This is a genomic window from Streptomyces sp. TRM68367 (assembly GCF_014495685.1).
Classification (GTDB): Bacteria; Actinomycetota; Actinomycetes; order Streptomycetales; family Streptomycetaceae; genus Streptomyces.
Genome location: NZ_JACTVI010000079.1, coordinates 19,356 through 37,008 on the forward strand (window position 1 = coordinate 19,356; position 17,653 = coordinate 37,008).

Here is a 17,653-nt window from a genome sequence, read left to right on the forward strand (position 1 = left end):
CCGTTCCCGGGCGTCGTCGGGGGCGAGAGCTACGGCAGGCCGCCGGCTCCCTCACGGGGAGAGTCCTGCTTGGGAGCAGGCGGACCGGAGCTTGCGGGTGCAGATCTGCTCGATGGTGTACACGCCGTCCTTGACGAGTGTCTGTTTGATGTTGCCGACCGTCACCGCACTCGGAGTGAGCAGCACGGACGGGATGCCTTTGGTGGTGGGGCTGTCGATCGTCGCCGTGGCCACCTCGCGGGCATCCTCGCCGCGCCCCAGGGCCACGGCCATGGCGGCGGCTGCGGCGGCTTGCGTCCTGAACGGTTTGTACACCGTCATGTGCTGCTCGCCCTTGACGATGCGCCGCACAGCCTCAAGGTCGGCGTCCTGACCTGTGACGGGGGGAAGGTCGCTGACACCGGCGCTCTTGAGAGCCGAGATGACGCCCGCGGCCATGGCGTCGTTGGCCGCCAGGACACCGTCGATCCGGTCCGGCCCCAGGGCGGCGATGGCGGCGGACATGTTGGCGTGGGCGTTGTCCGTGCTCCAACCGCGGGTGTCGTACGACCTGCCGATCTTCACTTTGCCTTCGATGACGGACAGCGTGCCTCTCCGGTACCACGCCGCGTTGGGGCTGGCCGGATCTCCGTTCATCATGACGATCTGCCCGCCGGCCGCCTTCTCGCCCATGGCCTTCAGGAGCGCCTCGCCCTGGATCTTGCCGACCTGCTCACCGTCGAAACTGACATAGCCCGAGATCGGTCCCTGGGCGAGCCGGTCGTAGGCGACGACGGGAATACCCGCCTTGCGCGCTTCCTGGACCGAGGAGCGGAGCGCCTTGTTGTCCACGGCGTCGAGGATCAGGACCCTGACCCCCTCGGTGATCATGGAGATCATCTGTTGCCGCTGTCTCGGCGCGTCGTTCTCGGCGTTGGCGTACTCCATGGTGCAGCGGGAACACAGCTCCTTCAGCCGCTTCTCGATCAGCGGCTTGTCGGAATGCTCCCAGCGGGGCAGCGCTCGGCTCGGGAGCAGCAGGCCGACGGCGAAGCCGTCCGTGCCCGCCTCCTCGTCCTCCGCACAGGCCGCCAGGGACAGCGTCATGAGTCCTGCGACGAGTGCCGCGACGACGTGCCACCCACGGGTCCGGGTCCTCATGGCAGACCCCCTCGTTCCGTTCGCGGACCCGGGTCCGCGGGAGCCCGCTCGCGCCGCGGCACCAGGATCTCGCTCCACACCTGTTTGCCGCCGGCCACCGGGACCGAGCCGAAGGACTCCGACATCGCCTCGACCAGCAGCAGGCCTCGGCCGCCGGTCGACTCCCAGTCCACGATCACCGGCTTGGCGGGCGCACGCGGCGAGGCGTCGCGCACACAGACGCGCACCCGGTCCCCGTGGAGTATCAGGTCGAGGCGGACCGCGCCCTGGGTGTGCACCACGGCGTTGGTGACCAGTTCGGACACGACCAGCAGCACCGCGTCGGCTGCGTCCTCGACCTGCCACCGACGCAGTGTGCGCGCGGTGAAGCGGCGGGCGTGCATGACGGCGTCGGGCAGCCGCCACACCACCCAGCCGACCCGGATCGGCCGGGTCTTCATGCCGTCGTAGCGCAGCAGCAACAGGGCCACGTCGTCCTCGCGACGGCCGGCGTCGCCGAGCAGTTCGTCGGCCATCCGCCCGGGGTCCGCCGGGTCGGCCGCGGCGAGCGCGATGCGCGTCCGGTCCATCCCCTCGTCCAGGGGCAGGTCGGCGGCCTCGACCAGGCCGTCGGTGACCAGCGCGAGCACCGTGCCGGGGGCTAGCGTGACCGCGGTCATGGGGAACTCCGTCTCGGCGAGCACGCCCAGCGGGAGCCCTCCCTCGACCTGTACCTCCTCGGTGGTGCCGTCGGGATGGCGTACCAGCGGGGAGAGATGCCCGGCCCGGACGAACATTGTGTTGCCCTCCTCCATGTCCAGTTCGACATAGCAGCAGGTGGCGAACAGATCGGTCTCCATGCCGACGAGGAGCCGGTTGGCGTGGGAGACGACCACGTCGGGCGGGTGGCCCTCCACCGCGTACGCCCGGACCGCGGTACGCATCTGGCCCATGATCGTCGCGGCTGCGGCACTGTGCCCCTGCACGTCACCGATGACCAGCGCCACCCGGTCCTCGGAGATGACGATGACGTCGTACCAGTCGCCACCCACCTGCAGTCCGCGCCTTGCGGGCAGATAGCGGGCGACGGCCGTCCCCCCGAGCAGTTCGGGCAGGCGCCGGGGCAGCAGACTGCGCTGCAGCATCGTCGCGAGCTCCTGCTCGGCGTCGTGCGCGTGCGCACGCTGGAGGGCCTGCCCGATCAGCGCGGCGGTCGCGGTCAGCACGGTCCGTTCCTCGGGGACGAACTCGTGCGGCTGCTCCCAGCCGACCAGGCACACGCCGACGACCCCGCCCTTGGCGGGGAGCGGGAGGACGGCCAGACCTCCGGCTCCGATGCCCGCGAGCCCCGGTTCGAGGGCGGCGCCGGCCGGCCACAGATCCATACGCCCGTCCCGCAGCGCCAGTTGAAGGGTGGGCAGGGCCCTGACCGGAGCCTCGGGCCACTCCGAACGCCACTCGGAACGCCATGTCTCGGGCCAGGCGGCGGGCTGCGGCGGGTCGAGCACGGTGACCATGAGCCGGTCCTCCCGCAACTCGGCGAGCGCCACCCGGTCGGCGGCCAGCGGCTCGCGCAGCGCGGTGACCACCACGCGGCCGACGTCCTGGACCGTTGCGGCATCGTCGAGTGCGGCGGTCAGCCACTGGATCCGGGAGACGTCGTCGGCGCTCCGGCGTTGGACCGTGGTCGCCGTCACCACGCCCAGCACCTGCTCCGGCCGGTCGTCGGTACTCGCCGGCACCCGGCAGCTCAGGCTCAGCCAGCGCACTTCCCCCGTGGGGCGGCGGACCCGGAACTCCAGCTCCCGCTGGGCGGATGCCGGGGTGGACGGCTCCAGGACCGACATCAGCGCATGCATATCCTCCGGGAGGGCGTTCGCGAGCAGGGTGTCCGCCTTGCCGTCGAAGTCGTCCGGCGTGATGCCGACCAGCTGGAGCAGCGTCTCGTCCGCCTCGATCAGGCCCGTGTCCGGCACCAGGACGAACGAGCCGACGCGCAGACCGCGCAGGGCGGGACCCAGCAGCGGTGGCGGTTCCGGCCGGTCGGTCACGGACGCCAGCAGATACGCGACCGCGTCGGCGTACCGCTCCAGGAAGCGCCGTTGCCCGGCCTCGAAGCCGTCCGCGGAAGGCCCCACGACGACAAGGCAGCCCAGCCGCCTGCCCTCGGTTGCGAGGGGCAGCGCACCGAGCGACGTCTCCGCGCGCGGCGGCGTCGGCCCGTCCTCGCAGGAGGCGAGTGCTGCGGCGTTCAGCCACAGGGGCCGGTCGGTGCGGAAGGCCTGTGCGGCGGGTGAGCCGCCGGACAGGGGCAGTTGCTTCGGCAGGCCGTACTGGGAAACGGCGTATCCGGCCGTCTCCACCAGCCGAAGCTCTTCCTTCCCGGCACTGGGCACATAGGCAGCTGCCAGCGCCGCTCCGGCGAACATCAGGGCCCTGTCGCTCGGGTCGCTCTCCCGCGCCGGAGGCGGAGAACCGTTGTCCGCAGCCCCGGCCTCCGCAGCCCGCGGTCGCGAGACGCCGACCCGGGCACGGCCGTCATGAGGCATGACCGCAACATCCTCCCGCCCCAGGCCACAGGTGCCTACAGGCTGAGATCGGGGCACTCGGCTACCAGCGTCTCATATACCCATGAAGCAGACAGATCGGCACATTACAAATATCGGCGAAGCGCACAATCACCGCACTCGCAGATCACCGGGGCCGATGCCACACTTACGACATAGTCGTCTTGTCGCTTTTAATGCAGTGCATCCCAGGCATGTGCACACCGACGAGGCGCAGCACACGGACCTCGGAGGTCTCTCACATGAAGGCCTGCATACGGGGCGCGGTCATTGCTGTGACCGCGGCCTCCACGGCCGTCGCTCTCGCGGCCTGCGGGCAGGGCGCCGGGAACGACTCCGACGGGGAGAACAAGCCGAGGATCGGTGTGCTGCTGCCGGACGCGACCACGGCTCGTTGGGAGACAGCGGACAGGCCTCTGCTCGACAGGAAGATCAAGGAGCTGTGCGACGGCTGCACGGTCGAGCACGCCAACGCCAAGGCCGAGGTGGCCATCCAGCAGGCACAGCTGAACTCGATGATCGCCGAGGAGGTCGACGCCATCCTGCTCGTGGCCGTAGACGCCAAGGCGCTGCGCCCCGCGGTCAGGAAGGCCGATGAGGCAGGTATCCCCGTCATCGCCTACGACCGCCTCGCCCACGGTCCGATCGCGGGTTATGTGTCCTTCGACGGCGAGGAGGTCGGCAGGCTCCAGGGCAGGGCACTGCTCGAGGCCATGAGCGACAGGGCGGCCGGCAGCCGGATCGTCATGATGAACGGCGATCCCAGCGACCCCAACGCGGAGTCGTTCAAGAAAGGCGCTCTGTCCGTGCTCGGAGGGAAAGCCAGGATCGACAAGGCGTACAACACACGTCAATGGAGGATGGATGTCGCGTACATGAACATGTCCGGCGCCATCTCCGCCCTCGGCGCCGGCAACATCGACGGGGTCTACGCCGCCAACGACGGCCTCGCCGCCGGCAGCATCTCCGCCCTCAAGGCCAACAAGGTCAACCCGCTGCCTCCTGTCACCGGGCAGGACGCCGAACTCGGAGCCTTGCGGCGCATCGTCGTCGGCGATCAGTACATGACCGTCTACAAGCCCTTCGGACCCGAGGCTTCCGCCGGCGCCGCCATGGCCGTGGCCGCGGCCCGCGGTGAAAGCCTCGACCGGATCGCCACGGACAAGGTGCGCACCGTCAGTGGGACCAGCGTTCCGGCCGTCCTTCTCACCCCGGTGTCCGTGACCGTCGACGACATCAAGGACACCTTGGTGAAGGACGGCGTGTACACGATCGAGCAGATCTGCCCCCCGGAACTCGACGCCGCCTGCACCAGGGCCGGACTCACCTGACAGGCCGGTTCCAGGGCGGGACCGGTCACGGGAAGGAGATGGTCTCCGTGCCGACTCCCCCCTTGCTGGCGCTGCGCGGCGTGTGCAAGCGCTTCGGTGTCGTCGACGTCCTCATCGACATCGAGCTGGAGATCCGGGCCGGCCAGGTCGTCGCGCTGCTGGGCGACAACGGGGCCGGCAAGTCCACCCTGATCAAAGTGATCTCCGGCGTGGTCCCGGCGGACAAGGGCGTCATCGAGTGGCAGGGCCGGACGGTCCACATCAGGCGGCCCCACGACGCCCGGGACCTCGGCATCGCCACCGTCTACCAGGACCTCGCGCTGTGCGGGAACCTCGACGTCGTGGGCAATCTCTTCCTCGGCCGGGAGATCCGCAGGTTCGGATTCCTCGACGAGGTCGAGATGGAGCGCCGAGCCAGACATCTGCTGGAACGTCTGACCAGAGGCATCCCCGATCTCCGCGCCCCGGTCGTCTCGCTGTCCGCCGGCCAGCGGCAGACGGTCGCCATCGCCCGCTCACTCCTCGGCGATCCGCGGGTCCTGCTCCTGGACGAACCGACCGCGGCTCTGGGGTTCGAGCAGACCAGTGAGGTCCTGGACCTCGTCGACCAGTTGCGCGACCACGGCATGGGGGTCCTGCTCATCAGCCACAACATGGGCGATGTCAAGGCACTCGCGGACCGGGCGGCCGTGCTGCGGCTCGGTCGCAACAACGGCTTCTTCGACGTGAACACCGCGTCCCAGGAACAGATCATCTCCTCCATCACCGGCGCCACGGAGAACGTGCCCCGCCGGATCGCTCACCGGGAGGCAGGCTGGTGAGAGGGATGCGCAACAGGGCGGACAACAAGCGGGCCGAGCACGCCGCGCCCGCCGTCGAGGCCCGCCGGTCACGCCGCGGACCGGCCGTCACCCGGGTCGTGGAAAGCGGGGGCGCCGTCCTCCGGCGCAAGCTGAGCGCCGGCGAACTGGGCTCACTCCCGGTCGTCCTGGTCCTCGCCGCGGTCTGGATCACCTTCCAGTCCCTCAACGAGAGCTTCCTCTCCCCACGGAACCTGTCCAATCTCAGCGTGGACATCGTGGGTACGGGCCTGATCGCGGTCGGCATCGTCTTCGTGCTGCTGCTAGGTGAGCTGGACCTGTCAGTCGGCTCGATCAGCGGCCTCGCGGCCGCCGTCTTCGCCGTTCTGAACGTGAACAACGGCGTGCCGGAATGGCTCGCCCTCATCATCGCGGTACTCGCGGGCACCGTGGCGGGAACCGTCCAGGGCTTCTCCGTCGCCAAGACCCGCGTGCCGGCTTTCGTCGTCACCCTTGCGGGGCTGCTGACCTGGAACGGGCTCATGCTCTACATCCTCGGGACCAGCGGCACCGTCAACCTCGACGAGAACGGCCTTGTCGCCAAGCTGACGAGCTATTACTTCACCAACGACGCCGCCGCCTACGGCCTGGCGGCAGTCGGCACGGCCCTGGTCTTCCTCGTGCCCTACCAGGACAGGCGGCGCCGCAAGGCCGTGGGCATGCCACACCGCTCGCTCCAAGGGATCGCGGTGCGCGCGGGAGTCCTCGCGGTGACCGCGTTCAGCGCCGCATACCTGCTGAACCGGTTCCAGGGGCTGCCGCTCGCCCTGCTGATCTTCCTCGTGGTGGTGGCCGGCCTCGACATCGTTCTGCGCCGCACGCACTACGGGCGGCAGGTCTACGCGCTCGGCGGCAGTGCCGAGGCGTCCCGTCGCGCCAGTCTCAGTGTGACGCGGGTGCAGACCGCGGTGCTCGCCGTCTCCGGCACCATGGCCGCGATCGGCGGCCTGTTCCTGGCCTCGCGCATCACCTCGGTGAGTCAGGGGTCGGGCCCGGGCATCCTGCTGCTCAATGCCATCGCGGCGGCCGTCATCGGCGGCACCAGCCTGTTCGGAGGACGCGGTACGACCTGGTCGGCGGTGCTCGGCATGCTGATCATCCAGTCGATCGCCTCGGGCATGGTGATCACGGACACTCCCACTGCCGTCCAGTTCATGATCACGGGCGGGGTGCTCTTCGCCGCCGTGATCATCGACGCACTGTCCCGACACTCGCAGGAGGCACATGGGCGGGCATGACAGGTCCATTCCCTTGACTCCTGCCCGGGTCAGCCGACTTCCACGAGGAATCACCACGCTCCGCTCACTGTTGTCGGGCATGGCAGCCCCTGCACCAATCCCAAGGAGACCGAGCGTGTACGGCGACTCAGCAACGATCCGCAAGATCCTCACCGAGCTCGGCGACACCTGGGCGATCGTGGGCCTGTCGTCGAACCAGCGTCGAGCCGCGTACGGAATCGCCGATGTGCTCCAGCGTTTCGGCAAGCGCATCGTGCCCGTGCACCCGAAGGCTGAGACGGTCCACGGTGAGAAGGGGTACCCCTCCCTGGAAGCGATCCCGTTCCAGGTCGACGTCGTCGACGTGTTCGTCAACAGCAGCCTCGCCGGCCCGATCGCCGACGAAGCCGCCGCCATCGGCGCCAAGGCCGTCTGGTACCAGCTCGGCGTCATCGACGAGGCCGCGTACGAACGCACCCGCGCCGCCGGCCTCGACATGGTCATGGACCGCTGCCCGGCCATAGAAATTCCCCGCCTCGGATAGAGAACTCCTGAAGCAATTCCCAGGAATTGACCGCAGACAAGTCAAGAATGTGGCAACCACCTTCAGCGGAATGGTGGTTGATTCCTACCCTGGGGCCTCTTGCTCGCCAGAGCATTCGCACGCTTTATGAGAGGCCCCTTAAATTATGGTAAGCGTCGATCATGCAGTGCCGGAGGTCAAGGGGGGCCCGGGCAGACTGCGGCGGGATGTCGGTCTGATCGGGCTCATGTGGGCGTCGGTCGGTTCCATCATCGGCTCGGGCTGGTTGTACGGCGCGGAAAAGGCCGTGACGTTGGCCGGTCCCGCGGCCATTATTTCCTGGGTGATCGGCGCGGCTGCGATCGTTGTACTGGCGCTGGTGCACGCGGAACTCGGCGGTATGTTCCCGGTCGCGGGCGGCACGGCGCGTTATCCGCACTACGCCTTCGGCGGTCTGGCCGGCATGTCCTTCGGCTGGTTCTCCTGGCTGCAGGCGGCGACCGTGGCGCCGATCGAGGTCGAGGCGATGATCGGCTACGCCGGTCACTGGAGCTGGGCGCAGGGCTTCCAGCACCCCAAGGAAGGCACGCTGACGACCAGCGGGTTCATCGTCGCGGTCGTCCTGATGGCCGTGTTCGTCGTCATCAACTTCCTCGGGGTGCGGGTCCTGGCGCACACCAACAGCGCCGCCACGTGGTGGAAGGTCGCGGTACCGCTGGCCGCGATCTTCATCATCGCGGTCGGCAACTTCCATCCGGGCAACTTCACCGTGCACGGGTTCGCCCCGTTCGGCGCCAAGGGCGTGCTCAGCGCGATCAGTTCCAGCGGCATCATCTTCGCGTTGCTGGGTTTCGAGCAGGCGATCCAGCTGGCCGGCGAGAGCCGCGACCCCCAGCGCGACCTGCCGCGCGCGACGCTCGGTTCGGTGGCCATCGGCGCGGTCATCTACGTCCTGCTCCAGATCGTGTTCATCGCGGCGCTGCCGCTGAGCTCCTTCGCGCACGGCTGGGCCAAGCTCGACTACCCCGGGATCAGCGGGCCTTGGGCGGGCCTGGCCACCCTGCTGGGCCTGGGCTGGCTGGGCGTCGTGCTGTACCTGGACGCGGTGGTCTCTCCCGGCGGCACCGGCCTGATCTACACCACCGCGACCTCCCGCGTCTCCTACGGCCTGGCCCGCAACGGCTACGCGCCGAAGGTGTTCACCCGCACCGGCGGGCGCGGTGTGCCGTGGTTCGGGCTGCTCGTGTCCTTCGTGACCGGCGTGGTCTGCTTCCTGCCCTTCCCGAGCTGGCAGCAGCTGGTCAGCTTCATCACCTCGGCGAGCGTGCTGATGTACGCGGGCGCGCCGCTGGCGTACGGCGTCTTCGCCGACCGGCTGCCGCACCGCGAGCGTCCGTACCGCCTGCCCGGCGGCAAGGTGGTCTCCCCGCTGTCGTTCGTGGTGGCGAACCTCATCATCTACTGGTCCACCTGGCAGACTCTGTGGCGGCTCGGCGTGGCGATCGTCCTGGGCTACGTCCTGCTCGGCGGATACGCCTACTACGCCACCCGCAGAGGCCTGCCGGACGCGCCCCGGCTGGACTGGAAGGCGGCCCGGTGGCTGCCGTTCTATCTGGTCGGCATGGGCGTCATCTCCTGGCAGGGCAGCTTCGGCGGCCAGAACCACATCGGACTGTGGTGGGACATCCTGATCGTCGCCGCCTTCTCCCTGGTCGTCTACTACTGGGCGAAGGCCTCGGCGTCCCCGTCCGAGGAGATCGAACGCAGCATCGATGACGCAGTTGTCGCGGACATGCCCATGCACTGACCCGCTCCGCCACAATAAGCCGGTGACCACCAGCTCCCACCCCAGACCCGGCGCTCCACGACGCTTTCCCGTCATCGTCGTGGGCGCCGGGCCCGCCGGGCTGACCATCGGAAACATCCTGCGGGCCGCCTCCGTGGACTGCCTGGTCCTGGAGACCGAGACCCGGGACTTCATCGAACAGCGGCCCCGGGCCGGGGTCATCGAGGAGTGGGCCGTACGCGGCCTGGAGAAGCGCGGCCTCGCCCGGAACCTGCTGGACCAAGCGCAGTTGCACTCCGCGTGCGAGTTCCGCTTCGGCGGGGAGCGGTACCGGTTCTCCTACGGCGAGCTGACGGGGAACCATCACTTCATCTACCCACAGCCGCTGCTCGTGACGGACCTGGTGCGCGAGTACGCCGACGCGCGCGCCGGACAGATCCGGTTCGGCGTACGGGACGTACGGGTGCACGACCTGGACACCGACCGGCCCTCGGTGTCGTACACCTGTCCCGAGACGGGTCAACGGGAGCTGGTGCACTGCGGCTTCGTGGCCGGGTGCGACGGGGCGCGCGGGGTGGCGCGGGACGCGATCCCGGCCGGGCGGGTCCGGATCGCGCGGCACGACTACGGCATCGGCTGGCTGGCGATGCTGGCCGAGGCGCCGCAGTCCGCGGACACCGTGCTGTTCGGCTGCCACCCAAACGGCTTCGCCGGCCACATGGCCCGCAGCCCGGAGGTGACCCGCTACTACCTGCAGTGCCCGCCGGCCGAGGACCCGGAGAACTGGTCGCACGACAGGGTCTGGGCGGAACTGCAGCAGCGGCTCGGGGCGGCCGGTGCTCCGCCGCTGACGGAGGGGCGGCTGATCGAGAAGCGCGTGCTGGACATGCACGACTACGTCGTCGAGCCGATGGCGTTCGGGCGGCTCTTCCTGGCCGGTGACGCGGCGCACCTGATCGCGCCGATCGGCGCCAAGGGTATGAACCTCGCGCTGCACGACGCCTTCCTGCTCGGCGACGCGCTGGTCGCGTACCTCCGCACGGGCGAGGTCAGCGGGTTGAACGGCTATTCGGAGACGGCACTGCGGCGGGTGTGGGACTACCAGGAGTTCTCGCAGTGGCTGTCCGAGCTGTACCACGGCACCGCGTCGGGCGATCCGTTCCGCGTGGGCACCACGCTGGCCCGGCTGCGCCGCCTGTTCACCTCGCCGAAGGCCGCGACCGCGTTCGCGGAGCAGTACCTGGGGACGGCGGCCCAGTACTGAGACACAAGGGGCCGGCCCTGGGCCCTGACCGGTCAGTCGTGAACGGGGCGGTCACTGAGCCGGTGGTCGGCCACGTTCAGGGCCTCGTCCACCAGGCGGCGCAGATGGCCGTCGCGCAGTGCGTAGATCACCCGACGGCCCTCCTTGCGCGTGCTCACCAACCCCGCGAGCCGCAGCCGCGCCAGATGCTGGCTGACCGCGGGCCGCGCCGCCCCGCACACCTCGGTGAGCGTCGTGACATCGGCCTCGCCGCCCCTCAGGGCGTGCAGCAGCGTGAGCCGGGTGCGGTCGCCGAGCAGGGCGAGGAGTTCCGCGGCAAGCGCGAGCTGCTCCTCGCTCGGGGTGCGCGGGTGCACGTCGTGCGCAGGTGATAGGTGCATGCGTGCGCTCATACGCACATAATGGCGTCGTGGGCGGCGCGCGTCCACCTTCGCGCAGCGGAAGGGGCAACGACGTGAGCGACGGGCACGCGGAGCGGGACGACCGCAGGCAGTCGCATGCCGACGGGCAGCGGCACGAGGATGCACACGGGCACGGGCATGCACACGGGCCGGACGACAAGCCTGCGAACGTCGACGGGCATGGGGACGGGCTCGGTCACAAGCCCGGGCCCGACCATGAGCACGGGCACGCGCTCGACCGCAAGCGCCCGCACGAGCACGAGCAAGGGCACATGCTCGGCCATAAGCACCCGCACAACCACGAGCAGGGGCACATGCTCGGCCATAAGCACCCGCACTCGCACCCGCCCAAGCACGACCACGCGCACCCCCACTCACATCCCGGCCCCTCCCCCACCGGCCTGCGTCACCGCCTCGCCCACCTCCTCACTCCCCACTCCCATGAGACCGCCGACAAGCTCGACTCCGCGCTGGAGTCCTCGGCCCGTGGGCTGCGCGCGCTGTGGGTCTCGCTGGCCGTGCTGGGGGCGACGGCGCTGGCGCAGGCGGTCGTGGTGGTCGCGTCCGGGTCGGTGGCGCTGCTCGGTGACACGGTGCACAACACGGCGGACGCGCTGACCGCCGTACCGCTCGGGATCGCCTTCCTGCTCGGGCGCCGCGCGGCCACGCGCCGCTTCACCTACGGCTACGGCCGGGCCGAGGACCTGGCGGGCATCGTGATCGTGCTGACGATCGCCGCGTCGGCGGCCTTCGCGGCGTGGACGGCGTTCGACCGGCTCCTGAACCCCCGTCCCGTCGCGCACCTCCCGGCGGTCGCCGTGGCCGCGCTCGTCGGTTTCGCGGGCAACGAGTGGGTGGCCCGGTACCGGATCCGGGTCGGCCGGGATATCGGCTCGGCCGCACTGGTCGCCGACGGCCTGCACGCCCGTACGGACGGGTTCACGTCCCTTGCCGTGCTGCTGAGCGCGGGCGGCGCGGCGCTGGGGTGGCAACTGGCGGACCCGGTCGTGGGATTGGCGATCACCGCCGCGATCGCGCTGGTGCTGCGGGACGCGGCGCGGGAGGTGTTCCGACGGGTGATGGACGCGGTGGACCCGGCCCTGGTGGACCGGGCCGAGCGGGCGCTGAAGGAGGTGCCCGGCGTGCGGGACGTCGGCGAGCTGCGGCTGCGCTGGATCGGGCACCGGCTGCGCGCCGAGGTGGCGGTCGTCGTGGACGGCGACGTGACGGTACGCCGGGCCCACGCGATCGCCGTCGACGCCGAACACGCCCTGCTGCACGCCGTGCCCCGCCTCACCGCGGCCCTGGTCCACGCCGACCCGGCCCCGGCACCGGGCGAGACGGACCCCCATCTGGTACTGGCCCACCACTCCTGAGAGTCAGGCGGCCGGGATCCCCAGCCCCTCCAGCACCACCGCCCCCGGCAGCTCCGCGAACGCCTTGCCCGGGACCAGCAGCTTGCCGCGCCGGCGTCCGCTGCCGACGAGCACGTAGGGCAGGTCGACGACGGCCGGGTCCACCAACACGGGCCAGCCGCCCGGCAGTCCGACGGGGGTGACGCCGCCGTACTCCATGCCGGTCTCCCCCGTCGCCGTGTCCATCGGAGCGAACGAGGCCTTGCGGACGCCGAGTTGGCGGCGCACGGCACCGTTGACATCGACACGGGCGGTGGAAAGCACGACGCATGCGGCGAGCGTCGTCTCACCGGCCCGCTTGCCCGCGACGACGACGCAGTTTGCGGACCGTTCGAGCAGCTCCTGGCCGTAGTGCTCGACGAAGACGGCGGTGTCGGCCCACCGCGGGTCGGTGTCGACGTAGACGATCTGGTCGGCGGGGACGCTGCCGCTCCAGTCGCGTACGGCGTCGGCGACCGGGCCGGTCAGCTCGTCGAGGCAGTCGGGGGCGGGCCGGGCGTTGTCGAAGTGTCCGATGGGTGCGTGCATGGCCGCACGTTAGCAACACCGCGCGGACGGCGGTTCAGGGAACGGGTGGCACCGAGACGGCCATCACCATCTCCATCGGCACGTCCCCGGTGTTGCCGTACGTGTGCGGGGTGTTGGCCTCGAAGGAGACGCTCGCGCCCGCCGGGACGCGGTACTCCACGCCGTCGACGGTCAGCGTCAGCTCGCCCGTGCTGACGTGGAGGAGTTCGACCGTGCCGGCGGGGTGCGGGTCCGAGGCGCTGCTCTCGCCGGGCATCAGCCGCCAGTTCCACAGCTCCAGCGGCCCGGGCGCCTCGGTGCCCGCGAGCAGCAGGTTGTAGCTGCCGGCATCGGTGTGCCACAGCCGTACGGCCTGCTCGGCGGGGACGATACGGACCTTGGGGGCCTGCTCGTAGTCCAGCAGCGTGGTGATGCTGACGCCGAGCGCGTCGCCGATCTTGACGACCGTCCCGATGCTGGGGTTCGTCCGGGCCTGCTCGATCTGGATGAGCATGCCGCGGCTGACTCCGGCGCGCGCGGCGAGCACGTCCAGCGTGAAGCCCCGCACCGCCCGCCAGTGCTTGACGTTGCGCGCCAGGGACTGGGTCAGCAAGTCGAGGTCCGACACATTCCGTCCAATATTTTGAATGACAGAGTTCAGTACGTTGAACTATGGTGTTGGTGCACCTGATCGTTCACGGAACTGTACTGCGAGGCGACCACCCCATGACAGCACTGTTCGCGCTGGCCACCAGCCTGTTGTGGGGTCTGGCCGACTTCGGCGGCGGGCTGCTGACCCGGCGCACGCCAGCGCTCACGGTGGTCGTCGTCTCGCAGTCCATCGCGGCCGTCGTGCTCGGTGCGATCGTGGTCGCGACCGGCGGCTGGAGCGAGGCCGGCGGGCAGCTGTGGTTCGCCGTGGCCGCCGGGCTCGTGGGCCCGGTCGCCATGCTCGCCTTCTACAAGGCGCTCGCCCTGGGCCCGATGGGCGTCGTCTCCCCGCTCGGCTCGCTCGGTGTGGCCGTGCCGGTCGCGGTGGGCCTGGTGCTGGGCGAGCGCCCCGGATTGCTGCAGTTCGTCGGCATCCTGGTCGCCGTCGCCGGGGTCCTCCTCGCGGGCGGTCCGCAGTCCGGGGGCGCCCCGGTGCAGCGGCAGGTCGTCGTCCTCACGCTGCTCGCGGCGTTCGGCTTCGGCGCGGTGATGGCCCTGATCGCCGCGGCGTCGACCACGCTGACCGGCCTGTTCCTCGCCCTGTTCGTGCAGCGTGCGACGAACGTCGCCGCGGGCGGACTGGCCCTGTACGTCTCCGTCCGGCGCGGTGCTCCCGCACTCCCCGCGGACGGTTTCCCCTGGGGTTCCCTCCCGGCGCTGGCCTTCGTCGGTCTCGCCGATGTGGCGGCCAACGGCACGTACTCGATCGCCGCCCAGCGGGGCCCGGTCACCGTGGCCGCGGTGCTCGCCTCGCTCTACCCGGTGGTGACCGCGCTGGCCGCGCGCGGCATCCTCAGCGAGCGGTTGAGGGCCGTTCAGGCGGCGGGCTCGGGGCTGGCGCTGATCGGCACAGTGCTGCTGGCGACGGGGTGAGTTCGGACGGGCTGAGTCAGGCGTCCGCGTCCAGTTCGGCCAGCCGGGCCGCCGTCTCCTCGTCCAGGCCCGACAGCGCGCGCAGCTGGTCCGGGGTGACGCCGTCCGGTATCGGCACCGGCGCCGGGGTGCGCAGCGGTGGTTGCCAGCCGTCGGCGGGCGTCCAGCGCCGTACGACGCGGGCCGGCGCGCCGGCCACCACGGCGTGGTCGGGCACGGCGCCGCGGACCACCGCCCCGGCGGCCACCACCACGTTCCGCCCGAGCCGGGCGCCCGGGAGGATCACCGCACCGGTGCCGATCCAGCACCCGGGCCCGATCCGCACCGGCTCCATCCGCGGCCACTGCTTGCCGATGGGTTGGTGCGGGTCGTCGTAGGAGTGGTTGGTGGACGTGATGTACACGTACGGCCCGAAGTAGCAGTCGCTGCCGATGGTGACCGTCGTGTCGGCGATGACGTGGCTGCCGCGGCCCAGTACGACCCCGTCGCCGATGGTCAGGATCGGCTCCGGGCCGAGGTCGAGGTCGGGCATCAGACCGGCGGTCAGGGTGACCTGCTCGCCGATGATGCAGTGGGCGCCGAGGTGGATCCACGGTTCGCCGAAGACCGTGCCGAGTGGGAAGGCGAGCCGGGTGGCTTCGCCGATGGCGCCGAAGTGGAAACGGCCGGGGTTCTCGACAGTCACCGAACCCGTGCGCTGCACCCAGGCCCAGCTCGCATGGACCGCGCGCTGCGCCAGTCGGCGTCGCCAGGATGAGAACGTGTTCTTGCGCTTCGGCACGGGGTCACCGTACTGAGCGTGCGGCGCCCTTATGAGGTAGAGGGCCTGTGATCTTCACCCCACCCGTGGCGTACGGTTCCGGTGTACTGCGGACACGAGGAGACGGTGATGACGCAGAAGGCGCTGATCACGGGTATCGGCGGCAAGGAGCCGAAGGTCGACGGAGAGGTGTTTGTGGCGCCCACGGCCTCGGTGATCGGGGACGTGACGCTGCACGCGGGGACGAGTGTCTGGTACGGGGCGGTGTTGCGCGGGGACGTTGAGCGGATTTCGGTGGGGGCCAGTAGCAATGTGCAGGACAACTGCACGCTGCATGCGGATCCGGGGTTTCCGGTCACGGTGGGTGAGCGGGTGTCCATTGGGCACAACGCGGTGGTTCATGGGGCGACCGTGGAGGATGACTGCCTGGTGGGGATGGGGGCGACTGTGCTCAACGGTGCGGTGATCGGGGCGGGGTCGTTGGTGGCCGCGCAGGCGTTGGTGCCGCAGGGGATGCGGGTGCCGCCGGGGTCGTTGGTCGCTGGGGTTCCGGCTAAGGTCAGGCGGGAGTTGACGGAGGAGGAGCGGGAGGGGGTGACGCTCAACGGCACCATGTATGCCGAGTTGGCTCGGCATCACCGGGGAGCGTATGGGGGGCAGGGGTCGTAGGCGGTCTGCGGGTTGGGGGTGGCTGGTCGCGCTCACGCGGCGCAGCCGCATGAATGTCACAGCCCCGCGCCCCTCTAGTAGTGCTTGGTCAGGTCGGCTGTGCTGGTGCGTGTCCTTCGGGTCCGGTGTGGCGTTGAGGTGGTGTGACTCCGGACGAGATGGCTGCGGTGCGTGGTGAGTTGGAGGCGTTCGCGGCGGAGGTGTTCGAGCCGTTCGCGCGCAATGACCAGCGCCGGTGGGGACAGGTGTATCTGCGGGGACTGCTGACCGACGGCAAGCGCAAGTCGGTCGAGCCGATGGCCGCTCGGCTTGGGGAGGACGGCAACCGGCAGGCGCTGGCCCACTTCATCACCACCAGCCCGTGGGATCCGGCCCACGTCCGGGCCCGTCTGGCCTGGAGGATGGAAGCGGAGGTCCGGCCGACCGCGCTGATCTTCGACGACACCGGCTTCCTCAAGGACGGCAACGCCTCGGCGTGTGTGTCGCGGCAGTACACCGGCACCGCGGGCAAGGTCACCAACTGCCAGGTGGGCGTCTCGCTGCACCTCGCGTCCGATCACGCCTCGGCAGCGGTCAACTGGCGGCTGTTCCTGCCGCAGACCTGGGATCCCATCTCGCCGAAGGCGGACCCGGACAAGGTCGCCCGCCGCAGATCCTGTGGCATCCCCGACGACATCAGTCATGTAGAGAAATGGCAGCTGGCCCTGGACATGGTCGACGAGACACGCTCCTGGGGCATCGAGGTGCCGCTGGCCATCGCGGACGCCGGATACGGCGACGCGGCGGCGTTCCGGCTCGGCCTCAATGCCCGGGGCATGCACTACGTGGTGGGAATCTCCACCACGCTGTCGGCCCAGCCCGGCGACGCCGAACTGGTGACAGTCCCGTATTCCGGGAAGGGACGCCCGCCCGTGCCGAAGTACCCCGACCCGCCCCGATCGGTGAAAGAACTGGTCATCGCGGCGGGCCGGAAGGCCGCACGGCCGGTCCAGTGGCGCGAGGGATCCCGGCCCGGCACCGGGCGCTCCGGCCGCAAGCGCATGTACTCCCGCTTCGTGGCCCTGCGCATCCGGCCCGCCGGACGCGAGATCAGGCAGGCCACCGACGGCCCGGAACTGCCCGAGTGCTGGCTACTGGCCGAGTGGCCCGCGAGCGAAAGCGAGCCGGTGCAGTTCTGGCTGTCCGACCTGCCCGCCGACACCCCGCTGACCACCCTGGTCCGGCTCGCCAAGCTGCGCTGGCGCATCGAGCACGACTACCGGGAGATGAAGCAGGCCCTGGGCCTGGCCCACTTCGAGGGCCGCACCTGGGGCGGCTGGCACCACCACGTCACCCTCGTCTCCGTCGCCCACGCCTTCTGCACCCTGCAACGACTGGCCCAGGCCCCAAAAGCCACGGCGCCGACCTGAGCCTCTACCAGGTCGTCCGCGAGCTACAGACACTCCTCGCGCTCTGGACCGGCGCCTGCCCCACCTGCCACCGCGACATGCCAGAACCGTACCAACCTGACCAAGCACTACGTGCCCCGACAGGCAACGTTTGCCCGTCAAGGAGCGGCGTCCGGTGCATGCTCTCGGCGTGCCAGCCGGAAGCCCTCGTACTGGACGTACTTGGGCTTTCGGCCGGTGCGGCGAGAGGGCGTGCCGGGCG

General features: G+C 70.3%; 16 protein-coding genes. 10 read left to right on the forward strand and 6 right to left on the reverse strand.

Going from position 1 to position 17,653, the window contains the following annotated elements:
* Positions 1 to 51: 51 nt before the first annotated feature.
* The gene (locus H8R17_RS34000; RefSeq protein WP_187827068.1) at positions 52 to 1,140 is read right to left on the reverse strand and encodes a sugar ABC transporter substrate-binding protein; all 1,089 of its coding nucleotides are present in this window, start codon (positions 1,138 to 1,140) and stop codon (positions 52 to 54) included.
* The gene (locus H8R17_RS34005) at positions 1,137 to 3,668 is read right to left on the reverse strand and encodes a SpoIIE family protein phosphatase (protein WP_187827069.1); all 2,532 of its coding nucleotides are present in this window, start codon (positions 3,666 to 3,668) and stop codon (positions 1,137 to 1,139) included. Before H8R17_RS34005 ends, H8R17_RS34000 begins: the two co-directional genes overlap by 4 nt.
* Positions 3,669 to 3,928: 260 nt before the next feature.
* On the opposite strand from H8R17_RS34005, the gene H8R17_RS34010 reads away from it, so the two are divergent.
* The 6 genes from H8R17_RS34010 (at position 3,929) to H8R17_RS34035 (ending at position 10,667) form a co-directional block, all read left to right on the forward strand.
* Complete coding sequence (locus H8R17_RS34010; RefSeq protein ID WP_187827070.1) at positions 3,929 to 5,017, forward strand: substrate-binding domain-containing protein; 1,089 nt, start codon at positions 3,929 to 3,931, stop codon at positions 5,015 to 5,017.
* Positions 5,018 to 5,064: 47 nt separating this feature from the next.
* Complete coding sequence (locus H8R17_RS34015) at positions 5,065 to 5,838, forward strand: ATP-binding cassette domain-containing protein (protein ID WP_187827071.1); 774 nt, start codon at positions 5,065 to 5,067, stop codon at positions 5,836 to 5,838.
* 5 nt (positions 5,839 to 5,843) lie between these two features.
* The gene (locus H8R17_RS34020; RefSeq protein ID WP_187827072.1) at positions 5,844 to 7,115 is read left to right on the forward strand and encodes a sugar ABC transporter permease; all 1,272 of its coding nucleotides are present in this window, start codon (positions 5,844 to 5,846) and stop codon (positions 7,113 to 7,115) included.
* A gap of 115 nt (positions 7,116 to 7,230) precedes the next feature.
* On the forward strand, positions 7,231 to 7,638 hold the full coding sequence (locus tag H8R17_RS34025) for a CoA-binding protein (RefSeq protein ID WP_316959607.1): 408 nt from the start codon (positions 7,231 to 7,233) through the stop codon (positions 7,636 to 7,638).
* 145 nt (positions 7,639 to 7,783) lie between these two features.
* Entirely contained in the window at positions 7,784 to 9,424 is a 1,641-nt protein-coding gene (locus tag H8R17_RS34030) for an APC family permease (RefSeq protein WP_187827074.1), read from the forward strand.
* 22 nt (positions 9,425 to 9,446) lie between these two features.
* Complete coding sequence (locus H8R17_RS34035) at positions 9,447 to 10,667, forward strand: 4-hydroxybenzoate 3-monooxygenase (protein WP_316959608.1); 1,221 nt, start codon at positions 9,447 to 9,449, stop codon at positions 10,665 to 10,667.
* Between the two features lie 32 nt (positions 10,668 to 10,699).
* On the opposite strand, the gene H8R17_RS34040 is transcribed toward H8R17_RS34035, so the two are convergent.
* A complete protein-coding gene (locus tag H8R17_RS34040; RefSeq protein WP_187827076.1) occupies positions 10,700 to 11,059 on the reverse strand; it encodes a metalloregulator ArsR/SmtB family transcription factor in 360 nt (119 codons plus the stop codon).
* A gap of 323 nt (positions 11,060 to 11,382) precedes the next feature.
* On the opposite strand from H8R17_RS34040, the gene H8R17_RS34045 reads away from it, so the two are divergent.
* Positions 11,383 to 12,444 (forward strand): cation diffusion facilitator family transporter, encoded by a 1,062-nt coding sequence (locus H8R17_RS34045; RefSeq protein WP_187827085.1) that lies wholly within the window; start codon positions 11,383 to 11,385, stop codon positions 12,442 to 12,444.
* 3 nt (positions 12,445 to 12,447) lie between these two features.
* On the opposite strand, the gene H8R17_RS34050 is transcribed toward H8R17_RS34045, so the two are convergent.
* Together H8R17_RS34050 and H8R17_RS34055 are read right to left on the reverse strand one after the other, a co-directional pair.
* On the reverse strand, positions 12,448 to 13,011 hold the full coding sequence (locus H8R17_RS34050) for a YbaK/EbsC family protein (protein ID WP_187827077.1): 564 nt from the start codon (positions 13,009 to 13,011) through the stop codon (positions 12,448 to 12,450).
* A gap of 34 nt (positions 13,012 to 13,045) precedes the next feature.
* The gene (locus H8R17_RS34055) at positions 13,046 to 13,618 is read right to left on the reverse strand and encodes a cupin domain-containing protein (RefSeq protein WP_187827078.1); all 573 of its coding nucleotides are present in this window, start codon (positions 13,616 to 13,618) and stop codon (positions 13,046 to 13,048) included.
* A gap of 98 nt (positions 13,619 to 13,716) precedes the next feature.
* Here H8R17_RS34055 and H8R17_RS34060 point away from each other — a divergent pair, with 98 nt between their 5' ends.
* Positions 13,717 to 14,574, forward strand: coding sequence for a DMT family transporter (locus H8R17_RS34060; RefSeq protein ID WP_187827079.1), 858 nt, complete (start codon positions 13,717 to 13,719; stop codon positions 14,572 to 14,574).
* Positions 14,575 to 14,590: 16 nt separating this feature from the next.
* Here the strand turns inward: H8R17_RS34060 and H8R17_RS34065 are convergent, their stop codons facing one another.
* Positions 14,591 to 15,355: an acyltransferase gene (locus H8R17_RS34065; RefSeq protein WP_187827080.1), complete on the reverse strand. Its 765-nt coding sequence runs from the start codon at positions 15,353 to 15,355 to the stop codon at positions 14,591 to 14,593.
* 108 nt (positions 15,356 to 15,463) lie between these two features.
* On the opposite strand from H8R17_RS34065, the gene H8R17_RS34070 reads away from it, so the two are divergent.
* Together H8R17_RS34070 and H8R17_RS34075 are read left to right on the forward strand one after the other, a co-directional pair.
* Positions 15,464 to 16,003: a gamma carbonic anhydrase family protein gene (locus H8R17_RS34070; RefSeq protein WP_187827081.1), complete on the forward strand. Its 540-nt coding sequence runs from the start codon at positions 15,464 to 15,466 to the stop codon at positions 16,001 to 16,003.
* Positions 16,004 to 16,146: 143 nt separating this feature from the next.
* Positions 16,147 to 17,412, forward strand: a complete 1,266-nt coding sequence (locus H8R17_RS34075) for an IS701 family transposase (protein WP_399477630.1) — start codon at positions 16,147 to 16,149, stop codon at positions 17,410 to 17,412.
* Positions 17,413 to 17,653 lie beyond the last annotated feature (241 nt).

Bases quoted from the DNA above. Each gene is read 5' to 3' on its own strand.
- H8R17_RS34005 (WP_187827069.1), bottom strand. From the start codon at position 3,668: ATGCCTCATGACGGCCGTGCCCGGGTCGGCGTCTCGCGACCGCGGGCT.
- H8R17_RS34050 (WP_187827077.1), bottom strand. From the start codon at position 13,011: ATGCACGCACCCATCGGACACTTCGACAACGCCCGGCCCGCCCCCGAC.
- H8R17_RS34040 (WP_187827076.1), bottom strand. From the start codon at position 11,059: ATGAGCGCACGCATGCACCTATCACCTGCGCACGACGTGCACCCGCGC.
- H8R17_RS34030 (WP_187827074.1), top strand. From the start codon at position 7,784: ATGGTAAGCGTCGATCATGCAGTGCCGGAGGTCAAGGGGGGCCCGGGC.
- H8R17_RS34010 (WP_187827070.1), top strand. From the start codon at position 3,929: ATGAAGGCCTGCATACGGGGCGCGGTCATTGCTGTGACCGCGGCCTCC.
- H8R17_RS34060 (WP_187827079.1), top strand. From the start codon at position 13,717: ATGACAGCACTGTTCGCGCTGGCCACCAGCCTGTTGTGGGGTCTGGCC.
- H8R17_RS34070 (WP_187827081.1), top strand. From the start codon at position 15,464: ATGACGCAGAAGGCGCTGATCACGGGTATCGGCGGCAAGGAGCCGAAG.
- H8R17_RS34000 (WP_187827068.1), bottom strand. From the start codon at position 1,140: ATGAGGACCCGGACCCGTGGGTGGCACGTCGTCGCGGCACTCGTCGCA.
- H8R17_RS34020 (WP_187827072.1), top strand. From the start codon at position 5,844: ATGCGCAACAGGGCGGACAACAAGCGGGCCGAGCACGCCGCGCCCGCC.
- H8R17_RS34045 (WP_187827085.1), top strand. From the start codon at position 11,383: ATGCTCGGCCATAAGCACCCGCACTCGCACCCGCCCAAGCACGACCAC.